Genomic DNA, 26,570 nt, shown 5'->3' with positions numbered 1-26,570 from the left:
TCTTGTTTAAGAATACTTAGATAGTTTTTATCTAAATGTTTACCTCTTTTTAAAAATCACACTAATACACAAACATTAAATCGTAAGAAATGAAAACTACACTAAAATTTTTAAGCTATTTTATGATAGCATTTATAACGATCGCCACTAGCATTTCATGTGATGGTGAAGATGGAATGGATGGAGCTGAAGGTCCACAAGGAGAACAAGGACCAGCTGGGCAAGATGGGGTTGACGGACAAGACGGAGTTGACGGACAAGATGGAGCTGATGGGCAAGATGGTGAGGATGGAGAAGATGGAAACGCAGAGGTTATGTATAGTGATTGGATCCCTTCAAATTTTACCGGAAGTTCTTCTTCAGTTAAATTTATGAATATAGATTTCCCTCCAGAATTACCTTCAGCCTTTAGTATCAAAAACACTCATATCATTTTAGTTTATTTTACTGGTTTTGGAGATGGAAACGTATATCTGTTACCTGTACTAAACTTTAGAGGAGCTCAATTCACAGCTGGATTTGGGAGTGGTAGTATTAATGTTGAAGATATCATTATCAGAGCACAAGCTCTAAGTGGAGATCTTAATGAATTTCAGATAAGTCCTGATCGAGGAAATAGATACAGATACGTAATCATACCTCCAAATGTTCCCGTAGGTAGATCATCCATCGATTATAATGATTACGAATCAGTTAAAAAAGCATATAACATTAAGGATTAATCTGTCTACCCTTATTTGTACTTCAAAACCTTAATATGTGAATCATATTGAGGTTTGTCCTTTTGTAATTAAATTAAAATTAATTTTTACACAACCATCGTATTTTGTAGCTTTAGAACACGAATTTTAAATCAACTTACCGATGGGAATTTTTGACGAAATAAAGAAAAAGCTTAGTAATGAATTTATAGATATCGTAGAATGGTTAGACAATACGCAAGACACTATTGTTCATAGATTCGAACGTTATCAAAACGAAATAAAAAATGGTGCTCAACTTATTGTAAGAGAAGGGCAGACAGCAGTATTTGTGAATGAAGGTCAACTGGCAGATGTATTTGAGCCAGGAACCTACACTTTAAACACCCAAAATCTTCCTATTCTAACTACTTTAAAAGGTTGGAAATATGGATTCAATAGTCCGTTTAAGGCTGAAGTGTATTTTGTAAATACACGACTTTTTACGAATGAAAAATGGGGAACTAAAAACCCTATTACTTTAAACGACGATCGTTTTGGATTGGTAGAAATACGAGCTTTTGGTACCTATGCTTTTAAAATAAATGATCCAGGGAAATTTATTGTTGATATTGTTGGTACCGACGCTAACTTTACCAGTTTTGAAATTAATGAACATCTTAAAAGTTTAATTTCTACACGTTTTACTGATACTGTTGGTGAAGCCAATTTTCCTATAGAATTATATGCGGCAAATACCACAGAATTATCTGAAACGTGTAAGGAAGTAATGCAACTTGAATTTAACTCTGTAGGTATTTCTTTGGAAAAATTCTATATCGAGAATGTTTCCATGCCTGAGGATCTTAAAAAGGAAATTTTTGAGTATAGCAGGATTGATAAACTAGATTTAGATAAACTAGCAAAATTCAAATCTGCTAAAGCTATTGAAGCAGCTGCTGCAAATGAAGGCGGAACAGCAGGTGCTGGAATGGGAATGGGAATGGGATTTGTTCTTGCCCAACAAATGGGAGGTATAATGAATCCAATGACAAATCAACAACAAGCACAACCTCAACAAACATCTCCGGTAGCACCTCCGCCAATGCCTGTTCAAGTACAATATTTCTATGCCATCAATGGACAGCAAGCGGGACCTGTATCTTTTGACCAACTTAAAGCATTATTTGCCAATAGAACGGTGAATAAGGACTCTCTAGTATGGAAGCAGGGAATGGCGAACTGGGCAGCCATAAAAGATGTTGAAGAATTAAAACCATTTTTAGGCGGAAGTACTCCTCCACCATTACCTGGCGCATAAACCAATTATAATATAGATTTTATCCTTCTTCTGTTTCTTTGGCAGAAGAAGGAAATTATTTTGTAAAACCTTTAGTAGTAAAACTTCTCAATGGAAGAAGAAAAAAAAGCATTTTCCGAACAAAAAAAGTCTTGTGTAAACTGTGGTGCAGAACTAACCTATAAACCAGGAACTACATCAATTAAATGTGATTATTGTGGTCATGAAGAAACTATTGTTCCAAATGAAGATGGTTTTAAAGAGTTAGAATTAAAACCATATTTAGAAGAAATGGGCTCGCTTTCCCATTCTGAAGAGATTTTAATGTTACAATGCAAAAATTGTGGTGCTAATCAACATGTAGAAGAGAATTACAAATCATTGCATTGTGTGTATTGCACAACACCACTAATCATTGAAGATGCTTATAAAGAGGACTGGATTCTTCCTGGTGCGGTTCTTCCTTTTCAATTTGATCAAAAAAAATCTCATCAAATATTTTCAAAATGGGTACAAGGATTGTGGTTTGCACCCAATAAACTAAAAAAAGCAGCTTTAGACCCTCAAAACACAAAAGGTCTATATTTACCATACTGGACATTTGATGCACAATTGTATGCTACATATACTGGTCAGAGAGGAGATTATTATTATGTTAGTGTACCTTATACAACAACTGTAAACGGTAAAACTGTTCAGAGAACACGACAAGAAAGAAGAACGCGATGGACGCCAGCTAGTGGAAGTGTAAGTGGTTTTGTTGATGACACTCTTATAAAAGCTTCACATCAACGTAATAATTCGATTCCTAATAAGATTGCCCATTGGAATCTTAAGGCTTTAGAACCTTTCAATACAGGTTATTTAGCCGGTTTTGTTACTGAAAAGTATACAATCCCATTAAAAGACGGTCATTTATCATCTACAAAAGAAGCTGAAAAGATTGCTCGTTCTTGGTCCCGACATGATATTGGTGGTGATACTCAACGTGTCCATTCGATAAACATGAGTTTGTCTGAAGAAACTTTTAAACATATTCTGCTGCCTGTATATATAAGTGCATATAAATACAATAACAAAAAATATAATTTTTTCGTAAATGGTCAAACAGGTCGTATATCAGGTCAAAGACCTTATTCATTTTGGAAAATATTTTTTACTGTACTATTCAGTATCGCTATCATAGCTTTGGTTATTTGGCTATTAGATACTTATGGCAATCAACAATAATATTAACTTGCACCTGAAATACTTACAATTTCGTACATGGTATGATTAAAGTCTGAACATGGTTTTTCTCGTACTACTATGGAAATTTCTTGATGTATTTTGCTTTTTAAATCACTTACATCTTTAGAAATTCCTTTTCGCAATGCTACCATGATTTCCTGATTTTGTGAAATCATATTCACAATTCCAGAACCAGAACCTTTAACACTTTTCACTTTTACTCTACCTACATTCGGATAGTTTTTAGTACAAATGTTTCTATTTTCTAAAACTTCCAAAACAATCACTGTAAGATATATTGTGTTTGGAGCCATTTGATTTTGAAGAATCGAATTTGATCGGATCACATCACTATTAAGATCTCCAAACTTTGGTGTTTCCACCTTTTCTTTCTTTATCTTATCACTAGTGTTTCCTCTTTTTTCTTGAGCTATACTATTTGATTTACAAGAAAACAAAACTGCCAATAATCCAATATATACTATCTTATTCATAACTTTTAAGATAAAAAAAGGAGCCGATGATATCAACTCCTTTAGTCATAATTAATTGTTATTAAATTCTAAAGATTTATTTCTTTAATAACTTAATAACTTTATTTGTTCCTGTTCCTGAAACCTTCGCATAATACAAACCTGATGATAAACGTGAAGCATCCCAGTTTACACTGGCATTAGAATTTACATCAGATATAGAATGTACCAGATTACCTGTACTGTTAAATATATTAATATCTACACTATTGCTTGATTTAGAAATAGTATCTCCTAAATTAAAGAAGAAAATATTATTAGAAGGGTTAGGATACACGGCAATCTCATTTACTAAATCCAACGTAGCTAATGGAGCTTCCGTTTCTGGCGCAACTGGTTCATCACCAGAAGTAATGATATCTCCGTAAATTTGGAAAATTTGATCTAACGGATTTCTTCCTAATGCATCGGTAGTTGCAGTCCAATCAATAGCTCCTGTTCCGAAAAGGTTTACAGGATCTCTAAACTGACTTACTTCACCTACAACATTATCTTGAGATGCCCAGAACCACTGATTTCCTCCATTAAATGCAAGATTCGTATATACTGAAATCCAGTACTCTCCACTTTCTAAAATCACAGGTTCTGGTAGACCGATATTCAGATTCGAAATATTAGGTTCTGAAATAGGAACTATCTCTCCACTATTATAAACCTCAGCACCAGGAATACCTCCTTCATTTTCATATATCACAATGCTAACATTATTTAAAGCAGGGCTTCCATTTACCGCTCCAAAAGCAACTATTCTGTCTATGCTCCAAGTGTTACCAGCAGGAACTGTAAAATCATCTGCAGATTGCGCTAAACCATTAAAATCTAAGAAATTTTGTGATGGTAATACCGATACTTGAGCATTTGTTTGCTCATAAATAGTTGGTTCAGCAACGGTAACTGTAAACCCTTCTGCTACTTGCTCTTCACCTGAAGTTGCAATCAAACCAATAGCTGCAGCACCAATACTATCTGGAGCATAAGATAGTGTCAAAGTATTTCCAGTTAATACTGCAGTTACTAATTCTGGATTAGAATTGGTTAATTCAATATCAATTGGCAATCCTTCAGATTGCACGAATAAACCTGTGATGTCAATTGTGCTATCTTCACTATTTTCACTAACACTAAAATCTTCTAATAAAAAGGCCGTAGTTAATGAAGCTTCTGGCAACGGATTTGCAGTAATAGGGAAACGAGCACTAAACAAACCACTTCCATGAGCAGCTACTGCAATAAACCCATCTTTTCTGGTAACTACTTCATCAGCAACTGAATTACCTATGGCAAAGTTTTCTTTTCTCCAAACCGTATTCTGACCATTTAATCTTCTTGTGGAATACAAACCTGTACTTGTCGCTGCAAAAACTCTTTGAAGACGTGCTCCAAATCTTCCTGTACTACTTCCTAAGAATGCGGTACTTCTTACTGAAGGTCCATTTCCTGTTCCATCTGCATTTTCTTCTAAATTACCACTAACATTTGTCCATGTATCTCCTCCATCTTCTGTAATAAATACACTTGGTATTCCGTAGTTCGAAAATGTCACAATTACACGATCAGCATTTGATGGATCGATATTTACATCGTTCACAAAACCTGCTGGAAGTCCTTTTCCTGTAGAAATGTCTACAACTTCTTGATTATCGATGTTTGCATTGTCCATTCTGAAAATTATTCCAGAACTAGTTCCATAATATAATCTGTTTGCTACAGGGAATCGCGAAGTTGCTAAAGCTGATATAGTTGATCCATCTGGTGTTGAAGTATTAGTTAAATTAACCCAGTTTTCCGTTGCATTTGTATTGGTAAATAATGGCAATCCATCAAGGTCATTATTTCTCCAAATTGTACTTCCTGCTGGCATGTACATGATATTATCATTGTTAGGGTCCAAAATAAAAGGGTTTACAAATGCGAAACCTGAAGCACCAGCTGGTTCAACTGCTGAGAACGATTCAAATTCTCCTTCTTCATCAAAATTAAATCGGAATACATTTCCTCTTTGAGAAGAAACGTATCGAGTTCTTCCATTATCTGCAATTGCACTATATGCACCATCTCCTCCAAAATCTGATTCCCAAATAGCATCAGAATCAGTAGAGTTAGTAAACCAAGTTCCATTATCCTGGAATCCTGCTACCAAATCATCGGTATTTGGTTCAGGATCAAAAGCAACATGATATGGTTGTGTAGTGATATATCCGTTATTCAAAGAAGTCCAAGCAACTGGTTCTATACCATCATTGGTAGCAGTAATATCCTCTGTTACATAAACTCCACCGTCATTTCCTGATAAGGCTTTATTAGGATTTGATGGAAAGAATGTTAATACATGCTGATCTGGATGTTGATTTGTGTATAAACTAACATTATTTAGTGGAGAATACCCAGCTATCCAACTTTCTTGCCCTGTTGGTGTTGTAAATCCGTCCATTGATCTATAGACATTTGTACCACCAACAAATACCATATTACTGTTTGTAGGGTGTACTTTAACTACCATATTATATTCTCCTTGCAAGTTTAGATTTCCTACTGGACCACCTATTCCAAAAGGCAAATTAGCACTCAAATCAGTCCAAGAGTTTGTTGTAACATCATATCTATTTAATAATGCAGGGATACCTCCACTATTATTCTGAGTAAAGAAGTATACAGTATTCTCGTTGGAAGGATCAATTCCCATTACAGTTCTACCGTAGGCAGGCACGAAACCTTCTGGTGTAATATTTGTCCATGTTTCACCATCCGTAGATGTAAAGAAACCTGCAGTAGGATCATTATCAGAATCTATAGTGGCATATATTTGACCAGTTGAAGATATTGCAACTTCTCCCTTAGAATCAAAACCACCAGATAATACTTCTGTAAAAGAATTTCCACCATCTTGAGATCTTTGGATTCCTGTAATTGTTCCTAAATAAATATCACCATTTCTAGGATCTATCGCTATGGAATTAATTAGATCAAAAGGTTCGTTAGTATTAAATATACCAACATTAGGATTTACCGTAGCTGTAAGTAATTCGAAAGTGCGTCCTCCATCTCTGGATTTATACACTCCACTACCTTGATAAAATGCTCCTCCAGCACTTGCAGAATTTCCCCAACGTTCTCCTGAAATGTAATACCATGTAAAGCTGTGTCGAGGTCTTGGATCTTGTATAATTCCTGTAATGCTAGGACTTTGGAAAGATCTTGTAATTTTTCTCCAGCTTTCTCCACCATTTTCAGTCCTCCATAGTCCACCAGAAACTCCACCGGCTAGAATTACATTTTCATTTCTTCTGTCGATAGCCAAGGCTCGTGTTCTTCCTCCTACGTTAAAAGGACCTCTATTTTTCCAAAAAGAAAACCTCCCTGATTTAGGAGCTGCTTGTAATGATTTCTGTGAATCATCACTAATACTAATTTTACCCGAGTATTTTAGCTCTGCTTTTCTAATACCTTGTGGTATTTTACGGGTAGACGGATCCTGCAATCTCAATAAATCAAACTTTGATCTTTCAATTGCATTATCTGCCTGTCTTTGAATTGGAGTTGTTGCATCAGTAGATCCTTTTTTGCTATCAAACATTTTAGTTTGCTTGTACAATTGATGACCTTTAGCGGGTTTTTGATCTGCTGTAGTTTTAAGCTTTTGTGTTTGCGCTGTTATCGTAAGTGTAGATAACATTACCCCACAAACGAAGAAGCCTCGTTTGAGGTTTTGTAGAGTTGAATTCATATTTAAGTTAATTTGTGTGAATTCCAAATCTAACTCATTGAAAACAAAACATTTGTTAAAATATTATCAAATTATGGTACTATCTTGTTAATTTGATTGAAGAATAATTTCTCTGCTTTCTGTAATTACATGACAAATATCCTTATCCACCATAATTGATTCTGTAGAAGAGAAGTTCTCATAAACTTCACTACCAATACTGATTGAATACGTACCTGTTCTCTCAAAAGCTCCGACAAAAGTGGTTGTACCTTCAAAATTTACAAGTGTTTCTGTATAATCACCATCTTTAGCGATTACCATAATTCCTGAAGTAATAACCGTATTATCTAAGGAATCCAAAACAGTAATCTCTAATCCTGGTCTAAGTTCATCTGTACAAAAAACAGGATCTTGGGTATCTTGTTCGTCAAGGTTACAAGCACAACAAATAGTTAAAAGTATAAGTGCTAATTTCTTCATAATCCTTTTCATATTTGTTATAAAGATGCATTTTTACATATTAGGTTGCGTCTTTAATTCTGCGAAGATATGTATTCTCTTGCACTCTTATCCATTTAATCTTTCGAAAAGGGTGAATATTCCCCGTTAAAACAAAAAAAGCACCTATCTTTCAATAGGTGCTTTCTAAAAATGTTTTATTATTATAAATCAAATTTAATTCCCTGAGCAAGAGGTAATTCAGTAGTGTAATTTATAGTATTAGTTTGCCTTCTCATATACACTTTCCAGGCATCAGAACCAGATTCTCTTCCTCCTCCTGTTTCTTTTTCACCACCAAAAGCTCCACCAATCTCTGCTCCAGAAGTTCCAATGTTTACATTTGCAATACCACAATCAGAACCAGCATGTGATAAAAACCTTTCAGCTTCTCTAAGGTTATTTGTCATTATTGCTGAAGATAATCCTTGAGCTACTCCATTTTGTACTTCAATAGCATTTTCAATATCTCCATCATACTTCAGTAAGTATAAAACAGGTGCAAATGTTTCATGTTGTACAATCTCAAAAGAGTTATTAGCTTCTGCAATTGCTGGTTTTACATAACATCCACTTTCATATCCTTCTCCAGAAAGTACACCTCCTTCTACCACGATATTACCTCCTTCTTCAACAACTTTTTCAAGTGCATTTTGATACCCTTTTACCGCATCAGTATCGATAAGAGGTCCGACATGATTATTTTCATCCAGTGGATTTCCAATTCTTAATTGTTTATACGCATCTACAACAGCATTCTTTACTTTATCATAGATTGATTCATGAATGATCAACCTTCTTGTAGAAGTACAACGTTGTCCTGCAGTTCCTACCGCTCCAAAAACAGCACCAATGACTGTCATTTTAATATCTGCATCTGGTGTTACAATAATTGCATTGTTACCTCCAAGTTCTAATAGTGATTTTCCTAAACGTTGTCCAACTGTTGCTCCCACAATTTTACCCATTCTGGTAGATCCTGTAGCAGAAATTAATGGAATACGTTTGTCGGTAGTCATTAACTCTCCGACCTGGTAATCTCCATTGATCAAACAAGAAATTCCTTCTGGAAGGTTATTATCTTTTAAAACCTTTGCGATAATATTCTGGCAAGCTACTCCACAAAGTGGTGTTTTTTCACTTGGCTTCCATACACATACATCTCCACAAATCCATGCCAAAGCGGTATTCCATGACCAAACAGCAACTGGAAAGTTAAACGCTGAAATTATTCCAACAATTCCTAGAGGATGATATTGTTCATACATTCTATGACCAGGTCTTTCAGAATGCATTGTAAGCCCATGTAATTGTCTAGATAACCCTACTGCAAAATCGCAAATATCTATCATCTCCTGAACCTCTCCTAAACCTTCTTGATATGATTTACCCATTTCGTAAGAAACCAATTTACCAAGTGGTTCTTTTAGTCTCCTTAACTCTTCTCCAAACTGCCTTACTATTTCACCTCGCTGTGGAGCAGGCATTAGTTTCCATGACTTAAAAGCAGATTGAGCCGCCGCTATTACTTTTTCGTAATCTTCTTTCGTTGTGGTGGTAACCTTTCCAATCAAATCACCATCTACCGGAGAGAAAGATGAGATTTCTTCACCATTTGAAAACCAATCGGTTCCAGTTGAAGTTCCTTTATTTAGATCAGAAACACCTAGTTGTCTTAGCGCTTCTTCTATTCCAAAATCTACTGCTATAGTTGCCATGTTTTTCGAATTAAATTTTTGAGTTGTAAAGATACTGTGTTTTGAAGATATATTAAATTTTGACCTGATATATTGTTGATTTTAAACAAATGGTCCAAAAAAAGCTTTCAAAAAAACCAAAATCACATTTTTATTGATTTTTTCAAATTAAATTGGTCTTTTCTATTCCGATACAAATCGTTTATCGACTGCCATCTCTGTTCCACATCTATTGCAGGTTCTTAATGATTTATCTCCATAAAAATCTTTGAAGTGCTTTAAGAAATCTTTTTCAATATCATTTAATTTAAAATATACTTCGTGTAACTTATTGTTACAGTTATCACAAAACCATAATAATCCATCTTCTGCTTCTAAATCTACTCTTTTCCTTTCAATCACAAGTCCAATTGAGTCTTTATGTCTAACAGGAGAGTGCGGAACCTTGGCAGGATGCAAATACATATCGCCTGGTCCTAATTTCATTGTCTTTTTTTCTCCTTCTTCTTGTATATGAACTTCTATCTCACCTTCTAACTGATAAAACAATTCTTCGGTTTCGTTGTAATGATAATCTTTTCTAGCATTTGGACCTGCAACAATCATTACGATGTAATCTCCAGCTTCTTTATATAAATTTTTATTCCCAACAGGTGGTTTTAGCGTGTCACGATTCTCTTCTATCCATTTAGTAAGATTAAAAGGTTTTTGAATTGCCATACTTGTATATATTTTGTTATAAAATTAAGCAAATGACCGCATATCTTTTCTAAAACCTAAAATCAATGTATAAAAAAAGCGAACCTAAGTTCGCTTTTGTAAATTTTAACATCCTGTATCTTCATATTCCGTACTTCCATCTACTGGGCAAGGATCAGAACATGATTGTGTAATCAAAATAGGAAATGGTCTATTTGCCGGTCTAAAAACACAAGCACAACACTCATCAAAAAAGGGAAAGCTTCCTCCATGAATAGATTGTTGTTCGGTTTTACTAAGTTTTTTGCTTTCATCAATGTTTAAAATCTTCTTAAGCATACCTAAATAATTTAATTTGTTATGTTATTAAAGTTAAAAAACATTATGATGAATACGATCATAAAAAACCAAAATACAACCGCATTTTATTCAAATTGCGCCCTTATTTTCAGTTAATTACAAAATATAAATAAAAAAACAAAGTTGGGGAATTTTCCGAAAACCCTAAAAAAGAAATCGCCCAGACAAGATTTCTCTTGTAGAGCGATTTCCAACTAAATAACCAACCAAAAAAATTTATATCGTCTAGTGCGACTTTTTCTATTTTGTAAGCTTCATAAAATCCGCTTTTTTAATTCTTTTCTTATCATTCTGAGACGGTTTCCCATCTTTAGAAGATTTAAATTGTAGGTATCCTCTACCTTCAAATTCATAAATTGTACCAGATGCAGGGTGTAATAATTCTATTCTACTATCATTGATAACGGTTAATTCGAAATATTCATTGCCCAAATAGTCGTAATCAAGTGTTAAATTTTTCATATAGAAATTATTAGGTACATCTTGAACAGCATAATATCCCGTATAATCGTAGTATATATCGTTGATATTAGACACATTAACATCTTGTGAGCTTCTAAAATTATCTCCTGATCCGTAATACAAAAACTGTAAATAATTCTCGTTATCAAACTCATTCAATGCACCAAAATCGCTAGTATATACTTTTTCCCAAGCTGTATATTCATGTAAAAAGTAATGAATGTTGTCATAAAACACCTTATCATAATCAAATGTGTTTCTCTGATATCCAATTAAATAATAACTTGTATTAGTAACTCCATCATATAGTCGTATTTCATTGTTCGCTAATTGAATTACATCAATACTATATGTTCCATCGATATCATGACTAATATCAACCTCCATTCCGAATGTATTATAAAAACCTACATCTAATCCGAAACCATTACCATTGCTTCCAATACCTACTAGATTATTATTGGCAAAAAACGTCCCATTTCTGAAGGATACCGTAAATGCTTTCTGAAGAAACGGAATTTCACCATTACCTTGCGTGCGTTCTATATCTACATACCATATTTCATATGAATTTAGTAATTGATCTAATGAGATTGTTGGTTCTTCAATAAAAACATCTTCTTCTACCACTACTTCAGCAACACAAGAAGTAAATAGTATTGAGCCTAAGATAAAAGCCGAAAGTAATTTTAAAGTCTTCATAAGCTATAAGTTTTTTTAATTTGATCTGCTCTTTTTATTATTTTTTATTTATCAGATAGAATTCGCCATTAGACATTTAGTTTTGTGTAAACATATTCTAATGGCTCATTTCATTTATGAGAAACCAAAACGTGTGCCAAAAACATATATAATTGATTATCAGATGTTTATTTTGACTTCTATTTTCCTTATTTTTGAACTCACAATCATTTTACATGGATAAAGATTTAAAATTTGCTGTGATTGGTGGTGGTAGTTGGGCTACTGCGATCGTAAAAATGCTTACTGAAAACTTAAATGAAGTAGGATGGTATATGCGAAGTGTATATGCTTTAGAACACCTTAAGCGACAACAACACAACCCTAATTATTTAAGTTCAGTAGAATTTAAATTAAATCAGCTTAAGCTTACCAATGATATTAATGAGGCAATTGAATACGCTGATTATCTAATTTTTGCAATTCCTTCTGCATTTTTACATACGGAATTACAGAAGTTAACTACTTCTTTAGAAGGCAAGGTAATTTTTTCCGCAATTAAAGGAATTGTTCCGGAAACCGGATTAATTGTAGGAGAACATTTTCACGATAAATACAATATCCCATTTAATGATATTGGAGTCATTACTGGTCCTTGTCATGCTGAAGAAGTTGCTCTAGAAAGACTTTCCTATCTGACAATAGCATCTAATGATGAAGAAAAGGCAAAAATTGTAGCGAAAAAACTGAGTAGTGAATACATCAAATGCAAAGTAAGTGATGATATTATTGGAACCGAATATGCAGCAGTACTTAAAAATATATATTCAGTTGCCGCAGGAATTGCTCATGGATTAGGATATGGAGATAATTTTCAAAGTGTTTTAATGAGTAATGCCATCCGAGAAATGAAACGTTTTATTAAGAAAGTTCATAAAATGAAACGTAATATTAATAATTCTGCTTATTTAGGTGATTTATTGGTGACCGGGTATTCTGTTTTCTCTAGAAATCGAATGTTTGGGAATATGATTGGTAAGGGATATACTGTTAAAAGTGCCCAAATGGAAATGAATATGGTTGCTGAAGGCTACTATGCCGCAAAAACCGCTTATGAATTAGACGCTAATAAAAACACACGTACGCCAATTATCGATGCAGTTCACGGTATTTTGTATGAAAATAAAAACCCAAAAAAGGTATTTAAAAAATTAGCAGAAAAGCTGGATTAATTAAATCAACACAAATCATGAGTGATCATAAAAAACTTATCGAAACATTTTATACTGGTTTAAGTCAACAAAATGCAGATATGATGATATCTTGTTATCATAAAGATATTGTTTTTGAAGATCCTGGTTTTGGGCAACTACAAGGTGATAGAGCTAAAAAAATGTGGCAGATGCTTTGTAAAAATGGCAAAGACCTTAAAGTGGAATTCTCTGACATAAATGTTTCTAATGAAACAGGTTCTGCTCATTGGGAAGCTTGGTATACCTTTAGTCAAACAGGTAGAAAAGTTCATAACCGTATTGATGCTAAATTCGAATTCAAAGATGGAAAGATCATAAAACATACTGACGATTTTAATTTACATCGATGGGCCTCTCAGGCAATTGGATGGAAAGGGAAATTATTAGGTGGCACCAATTTCTTTAAGAAAAAATTACACCAACAAACTAATCGATTATTAGATAAGTTTCAACCTTAATCACATGGAAACATTACAACTTCCGGGTTTACTAGTATCTGTAGAATGGTTGCACCAACATTTAGATCATCCAGAGTTAATAATTCTAGATGCTAGTATTAAAAAAGTTACTTCAGCTCAAGCATCCTTGGATAATGACGTGCAAATTCCTGGAACAAGATTTTTTGATATCAAAAAGTCTTTTTCAGATCAAAATTCTTACTTACCAAATATGCTACCTTCTGCAGAAGATTTTGAAAAAAACTGTAAAGAGCTTGGTATAAATGCTAATTCTAAAATTGTGGTTTACGACACCATAGGCATGTACTCAAGTCCAAGAGCTTGGTGGATGTTTTCTAGAATGGGACATACCAATGTTGCGGTTTTGGATGGTGGGTTTCTGGAATGGAATAAAAAACAGCTACCGACTGAAATTAAAGGACTTACAGCTATTTTTGACACAGGAAACTTTCAAATAAACGATCGTTCCAAATGTACGGTAACTGCAAAGGAAATTTTATTTGAAATGAACGATCCAAACACTTTGATTCTTGATGCACGGTCTTCAGGAAGGTATAAAGGAATTGAACCGGAACCTAGATCAGACCTCAAAGGTGGACACATTCCACATTCCATAAATTTACCGTACGCCACTGTTCTAGAAGAAGGCAAAATGTTGCCAAAAGAAAAACTGCAAAACATCTTTGATGATCTTGATATTGCTAATAAAAAATTAATCTTTAGTTGCGGTTCTGGTATCACAGCGTGTATAATTTTATTAGCAGCACAATTAGCAGGATATACTAACCTCTGGATTTATGATGGTTCATGGACAGAATGGGGTCAGTTAACCGATGTGCCTATTGAATTTTAATTTTACGACAACCCTAATCTATGTCTATGCGATATTTTATCTTATTCCTATTTTCCTTTCTCCTTCATACTCAAGTCTCTGCTCAATCTACTAGATTCAGTTTACAAGATTTTTATTCTTATGATTCCGAACTGGAATACAAAGTAGATTCGATATACCGTTCACTGTCAGAACGACAACAGGTGGCACAAATGATTATTTCATCCGCAGGAGAATTGGGAAAACCAATGGCAACAGTAAAAAAACTGACCGAAAGTAATTCTATTGGTGGTGTAGTTTTCTTAAAAGGAAGTAAAAAAACACATACAGAAAGCATCAATTCTTTAAATGAAATTTCATCTAAAAATAAGTCTCTTCCCTTGTTGTTTAGTATGGATGCTGAACCCAGCTTATTTGCTAGTCGTATTAAAGGAGCAAAAGATGTTGGAAAAACCATAGATATTAAAACCGAAGCTCAGTCAGATGCTGTTGTAAACACCATAAATACTGAATTAAGAGCTATTGGCGTACATCATAATTACGCTCCTGTTTTAGATATTAGTGCTAAAAACGAAGCTATAAAATCTCGAAGTTATGGAAGCAACAAAGATTCTGTAATCAGCTTGGCCAATCAATTTATTAAGTGCACACAAGAAGGTGGAATAATTGCTACCGCAAAGCATTTTCCGGGTCATGGTTTGGTAAAAGGTGACACCCATAAACAAAGCGTTTATATCGATGGGCCACTACAAGAAGTAGCTAATTACAAGAAAATTATTGAAGATGGTGTTTTATCAATCATGATAGCACATATCACTATTCAAAATAATGAAAAGTATGGTACTAATGGTTTACCGTCCAGCTGTTCTCGAAAAATCATTACTGGATTACTCAAAGAAGAAATGGGTTTTAAAGGAATTATTATTTCTGATGCATTGAATATTATGAAAGCTGTTACGATTCTTGATAATGCTCCTTTACTGGCTTCAAAGGCAGGTTGTGATTTAATCTTAATGCCTCAAAATGAAAACGCAACTATAAATGCTATTATCGCTGAAATGAAAAAAGATCCGAATTATAAAAAACAAGTAGTACAATCTGTAAAAAAGATATTACGCTTGAAAATTTGTGCTGGCGTTATCTAATACCTCTATAGTACCGAAATTTGTATCAAAATACGAATCAAAAAAGAATGCAGCAAGTCATTAAACCTAATTGTATTGGTACTTTTACGACTATAAACATCTATTAAAATTGGTTTGTCCAACTCTATAATGCGCAAAATTATTCTTTGTTCACACGAATAATCAGAACCCTTAATTACTAATTAAAATAACATTCTGGCAATGTACACATCATATTCTACAGATATTTCAGAATAATATTGAAATCATCTATTTCGCTCATCAAATTATCCGTTCCTATCAATAGTAATCATTTATTTGTCTCATAATGATTATATTAGCAATTGGGTATGCTTTTCATCAAAAACAAAAAAAACATATTATCTCATTTTTTTTTGATTAATTTTATTTTTTTAATCAGTAGTCAAGCGCAAACATTGATGAGCGATACACCTCCTTTTGCAGATAAAGAATATACTGCTCAGGATATAGACTCAATAACCGCTGCATTAAGAAAGAGCTTCTATAAAGGAGATTATCATAAAATTATTGATTTTGGCACTCCCTTATTAGATCATGTAGAAAAAACAAATTTCTTCAGAGAAGAACGTGCATTAAGAAGCCTTATTACAAATACATTTATTCAACTTGATGAATTTGAAGGTGCAGAAGACCTCATTAATGAAGGTCTTGAAAGAGCAAAACTAAAAAAAGACACTATTGCTATCATAAGTAGTTATGTCGACCTTAGCAATTGTTATTTTGAAAATGAACCATTAAAAGCGATATCCTATTTAAAACCTGCTGCACCGTTAGTACAAAGAGTCAAACACCCTAGAGCACAATTTGTAGTTAATTCTAACCTAGCCGAATTATACGAGAGGGTGGATACACTAGAGATTGCTCAAAAACATCTCGACATTAATTGGGAATTACTCGATATGCATTCATTGCCAGATCGGAAAATGGAATTTGAAGCTGTTACTCTACATATTCAAGGAGCGATTTTTTTAAAACAAAAAAAATATAAAAGAGCTATTGAAACCATAAAAAAATCATTAGAATTAGGGTATGGTAAGTTTGATCAACGATATCACATAAAAAATTATGAAAATCTTATGATGGCTTATGAAAACATTGAGCAATACAAAAATGTAACCGAAATAAGGCATATCTATGATTCATTAATCACCGCTCAATACAAGTCAGAAAAGATAAAGCAACAAAATATTGCCTCTTCAAAATTTAAATTAGACCAATACAAGCAAAAATTACTTCAATCTCAATTAGAAAACGAAATTTCGTTACAAAAACAAGCCAAAAGTGACCTCTTACTAAAAATATTTTATGCGTCCTCTTTTATACTAATTGCCATTTTAGGAATTCTTTTTTATACCCGATACAAGCGAAATTTATTACTAGAGAATTTAAAACTCAAAAATCAACAATATCTTGAAGCAAAGGAACAATCAGAAAAACTTGCTAATAAAAACACGCAGTTTCTTTCTACCATAAGCCATGAATTAAGGACTCCTCTTTATGGTATTGTTGGCCTTTCTTCGGTATTTTTAAAAGACCCCAAATTTGATGAACATTCTGATGACCTGAGTTCTTTAAAATTTTCAGCAGATTATCTCTTGTCCTTAGTAAATGACGTTTTGAATCTTAATAAATTTTCCTCTGTTGAAGGTAGGCAAATACATAAAAGTAATTTCAAGATTGGGCAACTTATATCGAATATTGCACAAAATTTTGAATTTCTAAATCGAAAAAATAACAATTCAATCAACCTAACGATAAGTGAGAAAGTACCTGAGATATTATATACGGATAAAATGAAAATATCACAGGTTTTGTTGAACCTGATTAGCAATGCCTGTAAATTTACTGAAGATGGAAAAATCAATGTAAGTGTTGAATTTTTGGAATATAAAAATGAGCAATATCTTCTTAAATTTACAGTAAAAGATACCGGCAAAGGTATTCCAGAAGAAGAACAAACCAATATATTCAATGAATTTGCTCAAGTGCAGAATCATCAGGATTTAGAAGGAACCGGACTAGGACTAGCAATCGTGAATAAAATTTTACTGACCCTAAACAGTAAATTAAATTTGAAAAGTACTTTGCACAAAGGTTCTGAGTTCTTTTTTGATGTATGGCTAGAAGCTGGAAACCATATTACCGCAGAGAAAGAGGAGCTATTAGGATTTGAAAAACTTAAAAACAAACATATTTTAATTGTAGATGACAATAAAATTAATCAGGTAGTAACACGTAAAATCCTTGAACAATATGATATGAAGCACCAAATTGCTTCAAATGGTCTAGAAGCGGTTACTTTGGTCGAGGAAGATTATTTTGATGCTATTTTAATGGATATCAATATGCCTATTATGAATGGGATGGAATCTAGTACACAGATACGTACTTTTAATAAAACCATCCCTATCATAGCACTTACCGCTACCGATTATGTTAATGAAAATAGAAACCTGAAAGATTATGGTATCAATGATTTTATTATAAAACCATACAAAACTGAGGATTTACTAGAAACACTAACCCAACATATTGCTAATGGTAAAACTTAGTATTTTTATCCAGTAACATACATTCTTTATTAATGTTCGATAATCGAACTTATATGGAACACTTAAAAGGGATCCGAATTATAAAAAAAACAAGTAGTACAATCTGTAAAAAAGATATTACGCTTGAAAATTTGTGCTGGGTTGATTTAAAAATATTTTTTGTACTAAAAAAACGAATTTGAGAAAGTGCCTAAATTGTGGAACCGAATATAAAGGAAATTTTTGTCCCGAATGTGGACAAAAAGGTACTGTAGACAAGATTACATTGTCTTTTTTGGTTAATGATTTTCTTTCCAGATTTATGGATATCGATAAAGGAATATTGTTTAATATTAAACATCTTACTTTATATCCTCAAAAAACAATTTTTAATTACTTACTAGGCAAAAGGAAAAATGTACTCAATCCTGTTAGTTATGCCTTAATAGCTACTTCGCTATACTTATTAATAAGTTCTCAATTCGAATTGAATTGGATAAATACAACAAATCTTGAGAAGTATAAAGGGGAAATTTATGATAATAGTTATGAAGCAGGCAAAATTATAGGTACATACACAAAGTTCTTTTGGCTTCTTAACATCTTATTTTTAAGTGTATTTTCCAGATTATTTTTTAAGAAGTTTAGTTTTCTGGAACATTTAGCTATGAATTGCTTTATACATGGTCATGCAACTATTCTAGGAATACTGACCTTTATTCCTTTCAGATTACCGGTAGTTTATGATCCTTTTGTATTTCTCTATATTATCATACTCAATTTCATGATTTTTCAGAAAAAAGGAGATCGATTCGAAATAGCGGTTGCTGCATTTTTTTCAGTGTTTTTTTCATATTTGTTATTTTATACGATCCCCTTTATTATTGTTTTCATAACCAAATGATCAACAAACCTATATAATGAAATACCGTTTTTTAAATCAAAAACCAAATCCCAATTGAAAAGCAAATCGTAGTCCGTCATCACTTTTAAACGTTGATATATTAGCCGTCAACATATTGGCTAGGCTTACAAATGCACCACCACCAAAAGAAGTATTCAAATCATTCTCGTTAAAGGATTGATCAAACGCTAACTCATCATCTATCCATACTCTTCCATAATCTGCGCCCGCATAAATACCTAAACTTATTGGTAATAATGCTGTTTTAAGGCTCAAAAAATTCCATCGAATATCTGTGGATTGTACAAAAGCACTTTTCCCAGTAAAACGTTGATTTCTATATCCTCGTAAACCATTGTTAGCCCCTAAGCTTGCTCCTTGATAAAACTCAAAATCGTCACCAATATTAATATGCGCTCTTAAATCGGTAGCTAAAACCAACTGACCACTTGGAATGAGTTTATAATCAAATCCTAGTTCTGGCATAATATACCCAAAGCCTTTACCCGTCGATACATTATTTTTATATCCTAATTGTAAACCTATTTGCATACCTAGTGTTGGAAATGCTGGGTTATCTTTATTTTCAAAATAGTATGCAGCATCTATACCATAAAAATCTTGTTTATCAAAAACATCATTATTAATTGGTGTTAAATTTGCAGTTGTATTTACATCGGTAACATCATCCAAAAAACGTCCATTTGTCCTTTCTACCTCGTTAGATTCATAAAAAGCACCTATCTTTAAATGTCCTCCTAATTCTCCTCTCCAAATGATAGAAGGCATTGCACTCAACGTTCGAATTTTTACTCGATTATAATCCAAATCTACATCAATTCCATCACTGTCATTTGCTTCAAAATTTGGAGTGCTATTTCCAAATCCGAAAAAATTTACTGCAAAATTTGGGCTGTTAAAATGAGCATCTATTCCAATGTTTAGATTTCCAATAACATTAGCAAACTCTCCATTATAATTCAGATCAAATCCTTGCGTGGCAAAATAATATGATGCTGATACCGTATGATTAGAGGTAAAGGGATTCCGTTCAAAACCATATGGAGTATATGTATTACTTACCCCAATTTTAAAGCCATCATCAGGATTGGATCCCAAAGTAGGAATTAATTGATTGATATTGTTTTTTAATTTTTTGTAATCATATGTATTCGTTTCATAATCATCTCTTAATCTTATTTTGGCGGTTTTCGCTTTGGTAATATCATTAGGCTTACTCTTATGGTCATAGACTACTATTTTGTTACCATCTGGAATTAGGTAGGTATCATTGTTTTGTCCTCCTATTAATCTTATCTTAATCTTTTTACTTTTTCCTTTAACTTCGAATACATCGTCATCATCTAAACCATAGATCCATATTTCTTTCGTAAATTCTTTACTATAAAGACGTTCATGAAATACGTCTGCTTTTTTTCCCTCCTTGATCCTTTGTCCTAAGATTTTAACCTTTCCATCTGGAAAACAATCAATTGTAAAATAATCATCCTTATTTGTTCCTTTGATTACAGAGAACCTATTAAGTAATGTATAATATCTATTAGAAATAGCTTGAAGATTAGCGCGTCTAGCTTTAAGTTTCTTTTTAATTTCATCTACCGTCTCATCTTGTACTTCTTTTGGAAAAGACAAAAAGGCTTTGTCAATAATAGCATCAGTAATACCTTCCTGAATCATTTTTACCTGTTTATCCCAAACATCTTTATCTGATAATTCAATAAACTCCATATCCAAGGGATAAGGTGCTACATTGACTCCTTTTACATCTTTAAGATCATCATCATATTTTCTAAGCGCTCTAGTAGTAGGTACTAATGTGACTGCAGCACCTAATAAAAAACCATCTGACATAATGGAAAATGCTTGATCTCTATCTCTAGGCAAGGGACGATATACTATCTTCCCGTCTTTATTAAATTCTATCCATCTCCATTGATCCTGATGACGATCCCAATCACCAATAAGCATATCAAACAGTCGAGCTCGAATATAAGAGGCCTCATCAATAACAATATCCTCATCTTTATGGATTTTTTTCATTACATCTCTTGTGCTTATTATTTTATCCTGAAATCCAAAACTTTCCAAATTACCATGTCCAGCAGATGCATGTTCTTCAATCATATATAATTCATCACCAAATTCTTTATTAAACTCACCTAAAGCATTTTGTTTTGGAATATAGTATAAGATCGGATTGGTATGATACACGCCTACTGCATCTGATAAAGTTCCAATAGCAAAAGGAGCATAAGGGTATGATCCTGCAAACACATCCATTATTAAGTTTTCTGTACCCGTATGATCAAATTGCCCTTCGATATATTGATCTTTAAACATTACAGCTTGTAAATATTGTACGGCATTTTTGCGAAGCGCACGCATTACATATTGTGCACCATTTTTATCTTGAAGACGTAGTGATTTGGATTGATTCCCTCCTCCTTTTTTCACCACTGTTAGCCCTCCGTATAAAGTGTCTAAATTTACTGTAGGTGCAGAAACTTCTGTACTATAATATCTTCTATAACGATCACCCCATAAAAATCTATAAAATCCTGATTTATCAGTTTCTTTTTTAGTATATATAGAAGCCATTTTTTCTTTTGGGAAATTATTTGGATAATCAACTACTTTCTTTTGAGGATTGGGTGAAAACAATCGAGTGTTAAATACTATTTTTTCATTTTCAGTTGTGTAAAATTGAACATAAGATGAACCGTCTTTATAAATGTCCAATTTTGCATATCCATAAGTTCCATAAGAGAACTGCGCTCCCCCAATATTTCGAGTTGCTGATATTTTATCACCAGAACCACTACCACTTATTATTTGATGAAGATTGTCTTCTACTATATACTGTAGATTATGTTCATGACCAGATACAAAAACCACCTTTTTATTTTCTTGAGAAATAGTAACCAATCGTCTTTTAAATTCATTATAGCGTTTGTTTTGCAAATCAACATTGGCTACTCCACTTGTTCTTCTAATCACATTTTTTAGTGTTCCCAATATTGGAAAAGGAATCATATGACTTCCAAAAGTATACTGTCCTCCATGAGATCCGTTAGAATACATAGGATGATGTAGTGCTACAATAGTAGTTTTACCTCTAGACTTTTTAATAAGACTCATATATTCATCAAAAAAATTAGTTCTTGTTTTGATGTCACAATCATCATTTAGTGTTGGATACTTATCCCAATTAGTGATATACCAATAACTATCTATAAGGATAAGTTCAATATCATCAGAAATATGAATATTCTCTATTGGACACCCGTTTTTAGGTAAAAATGTATGTTTACCCACTTTTTCATTGATATATTTTTCTTGTCGTTTCAATCCTTCAAGACCATCATTATTCCAATCACGATTACCAGGAATAAAAACAGTTTTTCCTTTAAAACCCTCAACTACATCAGTTTGAAAATTTAGCTGACCTTCAGCAAAACGTCTATTTGGATGATCATTTTCGGGCATTCCATTCTCATAAATATTATCTCCCAAAAAAATCGCTGTACTATTCTCTGAAGCTTTGTTAAGTTCTTTTTTAAAGGACACTAAAGTCTCAGAAGGTTTGTCGATTGGTAAATTACCTGTGTTACCAATCAAATAGAAAGAATGTTCAATTTCAGAATTTGATTTAGTGTCATTAACACCAGAATTTTCATATTGTGCTTTAAATGTGGCACATCCGTTAAGAATTAATAATGTTATTAATGCTATACCTACGGAGTATACGTTTTTAGCCATAATAATTTTAGTTTACCCAGCTCTTTATAGAGAAAAGGCTTTGTAATTATAAGAAGTGTGTGAAGGTTAAAGGTATACATTTTTATTTTTAGTAAAAATATACACTAGATCACTAAAAATCTTTCAAATGCAAAAGCAAGGTTTAAAATCAAAAACAAATAAAAGTGTGATTGGGGCAGCAAAATGATTTTCAAAATGGTAACTTTAATAAAAAGAAAGCTTCTAATGAATAAAAATATCTATTCCAGTATACTTCTACTATTCATATTGGTTTTTGGTTGTTCCTCTGATGAGAGTATACAAAACCCTGTTCAGCAAGAGGAAGATCAAATAGAAGAAATCCAGAAATTTTCTTTTTTAGCATTAGGGGATTCTTATACCATAGGGCAAGGAGTGACAGAAAGCGAAAGTTGGCCCTTTCAATTACAAAATGCTTTTGCATCAAATACTCAAAAAATTGAAACTGTAAAAGTTATTGCACAAACTGGATGGACCACTGGTAATTTAATTTCGGCAATAGATACTCAAAACCCCGAAAATTATGATATCGTTTCATTACTTATTGGTGTAAATAATCAGTTTCAAGGGGCAGATTTTACCATTTTTCAATCAGAATTCAATTTTTTATTGGACAAAGCCATATCCTTAGCTGGTAATAATAAAAATCGTGTTTTTGTGGTATCCATACCAGATTATGGAGTAACGCCATTTGGATCTAATAATAGTGAAGTTATTGCTTCTGAAATTGATATGTATAATGCATATATCAAACAGCAATGTGAAGCACAATCAATACCATTTATTGATGTAACATCAATTTCAAGAAATCTTGGTAATTCTGAAGGAGCTTTAGCTACCGACAATTTACATCCAAGTGCGAACCAATATAGCTTATGGGTAGAAGCTATACTTCCAGTTGTAAAGGAAATTTTGGAATAACCATTAATTTACTTTAAACAAAGTGTGTGATCATAAGCCGAACTCAAAGCCTTACGAAGTTATTCGGTTTTGTCCAAGATATTTTATGTTAGCATATATTGTTATTGTTTTATAATTCTTGTTATGAACCCTTCTGATTTTAATAAATAAATTCCTCTTGACAAGTGGCTCACATCTACTTTATCACCTACTCCTTCTGCTACTTTTCTTCCTGAAGTAGTATATAGATCATATGAAAAATCACTACTTACTCCTTGTAGATTAATAATATCGATACCTGGATTAGGATATACAAAAACACCTTGAGTAGGCACTATAATATCCTCTATAGATAATACATTAATTATCGTTGAAGAGTCTTCAGTTTGTAGAAAGTTATTTGCCGGATCTTCAATGGAAGCGATCCAACTATTTCTAATATCAGCATCTATTTCTACTCTGCTATCTCCCCAATATCCAGAGGCATAATTATTATTCGCAGCACTCCATATAAATTCGCTATCCCAATCCGTATTAATATAACATAACGCTCTTACATCATCATTGTTTTTTACGAAATTAAATAATTCATCAAACCATTCCTGATAAATTTGGGTAGCAGTTTTATTTGTGCACCCTTGATTGGCAGTTCCATCATACACAGGACTAATATTACAATTGGTTTTGGCATCTAGATCATATCCTTGAGGAGAGGCCTCTGCAATCATAACAGGTTTCCCTTTGGATTGAGCAAAACTTACTAATTCATTAGCCAAAGCTAATTGTGTAGCTGGAGTAAATGATCCTACGGTAGGGTTTTCATTAGGAAGTAAGAACCAAGATAACCCCATCCAATCTACATAATCATCTCCTGGATAATAGGCATTAATATTTTCTTGACCACCATCTAGTATATCATCAATAGGCGAAGTGGATGACTGCCAAACATAAACTACATTATCCTGAGATAGATTTGTTCTCAATACATCTACAATTCGTTGATACGCGCCTATATATTTAGTCTGATCATAGGCGTTCCAGTTCCCGTCAAATTCGTAGCCTATTCTCAAATAAAAAATATTGGATGGAAATTGGTTGAAAAAAGTAGCCATTTTCACAATTTTACTATCGTGATTTCCATCAATAATATTCTGCAAACCATCTAAACCGTTAAAGGCATCTTCTACAATACTAAGTCCAATAGCTACCAAAGGAGAACGTTCTGCTGCCGTCCACAAGTTTAGAATTCCTGCTCCCCAATTTGTATTATTTGTATCTCGATTACCATTATTATCCATACCCATACCTCCATAGTATATAGATCTATTGACATCAATAAAAATCGAAGATTCCTCTAAAGTATAAAAAGACAAATACGCAATTTCTCCATGTCCATTATGACAACCCGTACAATTAGTTCTATAATTAGAAACAGAGGCTAAATCCTGCCCTACAAAAAGTAATTTTTGATCATTACCTGGATAAAATTGTCCGTTTATAAAGTGAGAATAAAAAAATAAACTAATAAGCAGCATTAGGTTATTCTTTATAGTAAGATCTCTGGACTCTGCAGCATAAGAAAACATCATTATCAACTATTTTTTTATTATTACTGCTAAAAATATAGTTTTAAACAAATTACTCACTAGAGAAAAGTTGATTATCTACGAAACCCTTTAAGTAGCTATCCTAAAAAAATTGAACTATTTATCATATCGCTTCAAACAATTTACCAGGTAATGGTCTGATGACACCTTTCAATTCCATGTTTAGCAAGGTAGAGGCTACTTTAAATGTTGGAATCTCACATTGCAATGCAATCACATCTAATAATTCCTTTCCATTTTTTCTAAGGAGGTTGTATATCTTTTTCTCATCACCTTCTAATTCTACAAAAAGTTGTTTTTGTACTGTAGGTTGTACTTTCTCCTCCAATTCCCAATTCAACATATAAATCAGATCTGCTGCACTGGTTAACATATGTGCTCTTTGAGTTTTAATTAATGTATTGCATCCTTCACTTAGAGCATCACCTACTCTGCCAGGCACGGCGAACACATCACGATTATAGGAATTTGCAATTTCAGCGGTTACTAATGAACCTCCTTTATTAGCGCTTTCGATAACAATAGTAGCTTCACTCAATCCTGCAATAATACGATTACGTCCTAGAAAATTCTTTCTATCAAAGGTATCTGTACTCCAAAAATCTGTAAAAAACCCTCCATTTTCTTCAATTTGTGACATATACTTTTTATGGGCTTTCGGATATATTTGATCTAATCCATGTGCCAAGCAACCTACGGTTTGTAAACCATGTTTTACCGCAGCTTTTTGAGCCGTAATATCCACGCCGTATGCGAAACCTGATACAATAACAGGATTTAATGGAACGATTGTTTCAATTAATTCTTCACAAAATCGTACTCCATAACTTGTTACTTTTCTTGTTCCTACGATACTTATTATTTTTTTATTCTTTACATCAATATTACCTCTACTAAACAAAACAACCGKACCATCTAAACAGTATTTTAGTTTCTCAGGATAACTGATATCATCATAAGCCATATAACGTATATCATTATCTCTCATGAATTGCAGCTCATTTTCTGCTGCAATCTTATTTTCCTTATTGTAAATCTCTTTAATCTTTACAGTCCCGATACCATCTATCTTCAGTAAATTCTGAGGTTTCTCTTTTAATACTTCTTCTGCAGATCCAACTTCTCTAATCAATTTTTTGATTGAACTATCTCCAAGATTTGGTGTTTTCTTAAGTGTTAATAAAGCAATTATTTTTTCTTCTGTCATGTAAACTATTATAAGTCAGTACAAGAAACGAAAAAAATCAAAAATGTTAATAAAATCAAGGTATCTTG

20 protein-coding genes are annotated in these 26,570 nt (G+C 33.0%); 10 read left to right on the top strand and 10 right to left on the bottom strand.

Going from position 1 to position 26,570, the window contains the following annotated elements; genetic code table 11:
- Positions 1-89 precede the first annotated feature (89 nt).
- The 3 genes from GBO31_RS00550 (at position 90) to GBO31_RS00540 (ending at position 3,210) form a co-directional block, all read left to right on the top strand.
- Positions 90-722, top strand: coding sequence for a collagen-like protein (locus tag GBO31_RS00550; RefSeq protein WP_219006346.1), 633 nt, complete (start codon positions 90-92; stop codon positions 720-722).
- Between the two features lie 142 nt (positions 723-864).
- On the top strand, positions 865-2,001 hold the full coding sequence (locus GBO31_RS00545) for an SPFH domain-containing protein (RefSeq protein ID WP_219006345.1): 1,137 nt from the start codon (positions 865-867) through the stop codon (positions 1,999-2,001).
- A 90-nt stretch (positions 2,002-2,091) separates the two neighbouring features.
- Positions 2,092-3,210 carry a DNA helicase PriA gene (locus tag GBO31_RS00540; RefSeq protein ID WP_219006344.1) on the top strand — a complete coding sequence of 373 codons (1,119 nt, stop codon included), beginning with the start codon at positions 2,092-2,094 and terminating at the stop codon, positions 3,208-3,210.
- A gap of 2 nt (positions 3,211-3,212) precedes the next feature.
- On the opposite strand, the gene GBO31_RS00535 is transcribed toward GBO31_RS00540, so the two are convergent.
- The 7 genes from GBO31_RS00535 to GBO31_RS00505 all read right to left on the bottom strand — a co-directional run bounded on the left by GBO31_RS00535 (position 3,213) and on the right by GBO31_RS00505 (position 11,867).
- Entirely contained in the window at positions 3,213-3,704 is a 492-nt protein-coding gene (locus tag GBO31_RS00535) for a hypothetical protein (protein WP_219006343.1), read from the bottom strand.
- A 76-nt stretch (positions 3,705-3,780) separates the two neighbouring features.
- Positions 3,781-7,467 carry a T9SS type A sorting domain-containing protein gene (locus GBO31_RS00530; protein WP_219006342.1) on the bottom strand — a complete coding sequence of 1,229 codons (3,687 nt, stop codon included), beginning with the start codon at positions 7,465-7,467 and terminating at the stop codon, positions 3,781-3,783.
- Positions 7,468-7,554: 87 nt separating this feature from the next.
- Entirely contained in the window at positions 7,555-7,929 is a 375-nt protein-coding gene (locus GBO31_RS00525; protein WP_219006341.1) for a hypothetical protein, read from the bottom strand.
- Positions 7,930-8,111: 182 nt separating this feature from the next.
- Positions 8,112-9,665 carry an L-piperidine-6-carboxylate dehydrogenase gene (amaB, locus tag GBO31_RS00520; RefSeq protein WP_219006340.1) on the bottom strand — a complete coding sequence of 518 codons (1,554 nt, stop codon included), beginning with the start codon at positions 9,663-9,665 and terminating at the stop codon, positions 8,112-8,114.
- A 162-nt stretch (positions 9,666-9,827) separates the two neighbouring features.
- On the bottom strand, positions 9,828-10,364 hold the full coding sequence (locus tag GBO31_RS00515) for a 3-hydroxyanthranilate 3,4-dioxygenase (RefSeq protein WP_219006339.1): 537 nt from the start codon (positions 10,362-10,364) through the stop codon (positions 9,828-9,830).
- Between the two features lie 105 nt (positions 10,365-10,469).
- A complete protein-coding gene (locus tag GBO31_RS00510; protein ID WP_219006338.1) occupies positions 10,470-10,682 on the bottom strand; it encodes a hypothetical protein in 213 nt (70 codons plus the stop codon).
- 261 nt (positions 10,683-10,943) lie between these two features.
- Positions 10,944-11,867 (bottom strand): nicotinic acid mononucleotide adenyltransferase, encoded by a 924-nt coding sequence (locus tag GBO31_RS00505; RefSeq protein WP_219006337.1) that lies wholly within the window; start codon positions 11,865-11,867, stop codon positions 10,944-10,946.
- A 215-nt stretch (positions 11,868-12,082) separates the two neighbouring features.
- On the opposite strand from GBO31_RS00505, the gene GBO31_RS00500 reads away from it, so the two are divergent.
- From GBO31_RS00500 to GBO31_RS00475, 6 genes are all read left to right on the top strand, one after another.
- Positions 12,083-13,078 (top strand): NAD(P)H-dependent glycerol-3-phosphate dehydrogenase, encoded by a 996-nt coding sequence (locus tag GBO31_RS00500; protein ID WP_219006336.1) that lies wholly within the window; start codon positions 12,083-12,085, stop codon positions 13,076-13,078.
- Between the two features lie 17 nt (positions 13,079-13,095).
- Positions 13,096-13,557 (top strand): nuclear transport factor 2 family protein, encoded by a 462-nt coding sequence (locus GBO31_RS00495; protein WP_219006335.1) that lies wholly within the window; start codon positions 13,096-13,098, stop codon positions 13,555-13,557.
- Positions 13,558-13,561: 4 nt separating this feature from the next.
- A complete protein-coding gene (locus GBO31_RS00490; RefSeq protein ID WP_219006334.1) occupies positions 13,562-14,410 on the top strand; it encodes a sulfurtransferase in 849 nt (282 codons plus the stop codon).
- A 26-nt stretch (positions 14,411-14,436) separates the two neighbouring features.
- On the top strand, positions 14,437-15,534 hold the full coding sequence (locus GBO31_RS00485; RefSeq protein WP_219006333.1) for a glycoside hydrolase family 3 N-terminal domain-containing protein: 1,098 nt from the start codon (positions 14,437-14,439) through the stop codon (positions 15,532-15,534).
- A 419-nt stretch (positions 15,535-15,953) separates the two neighbouring features.
- A complete protein-coding gene (locus GBO31_RS00480; protein ID WP_219006332.1) occupies positions 15,954-18,107 on the top strand; it encodes a response regulator in 2,154 nt (717 codons plus the stop codon).
- A gap of 178 nt (positions 18,108-18,285) precedes the next feature.
- Complete coding sequence (locus tag GBO31_RS00475; protein ID WP_219006331.1) at positions 18,286-18,990, top strand: DUF3667 domain-containing protein; 705 nt, start codon at positions 18,286-18,288, stop codon at positions 18,988-18,990.
- A gap of 36 nt (positions 18,991-19,026) precedes the next feature.
- Here the strand turns inward: GBO31_RS00475 and GBO31_RS00470 are convergent, their stop codons facing one another.
- Positions 19,027-22,770 (bottom strand): phosphoesterase, encoded by a 3,744-nt coding sequence (locus GBO31_RS00470; protein WP_219006330.1) that lies wholly within the window; start codon positions 22,768-22,770, stop codon positions 19,027-19,029.
- 225 nt (positions 22,771-22,995) lie between these two features.
- Between GBO31_RS00470 and GBO31_RS00465 the strand changes: the two genes are divergently transcribed.
- A complete protein-coding gene (locus GBO31_RS00465) occupies positions 22,996-23,709 on the top strand; it encodes an SGNH/GDSL hydrolase family protein (protein ID WP_219006329.1) in 714 nt (237 codons plus the stop codon).
- Positions 23,710-23,810: 101 nt separating this feature from the next.
- Here the strand turns inward: GBO31_RS00465 and GBO31_RS00460 are convergent, their stop codons facing one another.
- The gene (locus GBO31_RS00460; protein WP_219006328.1) at positions 23,811-25,277 is read right to left on the bottom strand and encodes a T9SS type A sorting domain-containing protein; all 1,467 of its coding nucleotides are present in this window, start codon (positions 25,275-25,277) and stop codon (positions 23,811-23,813) included.
- Between the two features lie 121 nt (positions 25,278-25,398).
- Positions 25,399-26,502, bottom strand: coding sequence for a DNA-processing protein DprA (gene dprA / locus GBO31_RS00455; RefSeq protein WP_219006327.1), 1,104 nt, complete (start codon positions 26,500-26,502; stop codon positions 25,399-25,401).
- Between the last annotated feature and the right edge of the window lie 68 nt (positions 26,503-26,570).

The sequence above is a fragment of the Aquimarina litoralis genome (assembly GCF_019295435.1).
In the GTDB taxonomy this organism is placed as follows: Bacteria; Bacteroidota; Bacteroidia; order Flavobacteriales; family Flavobacteriaceae; genus Aquimarina; species Aquimarina litoralis_A.
The sequence above is the reverse complement of the archived record's forward strand: the minus strand, read 5'-3'. Positions and strand labels throughout refer to the sequence as shown.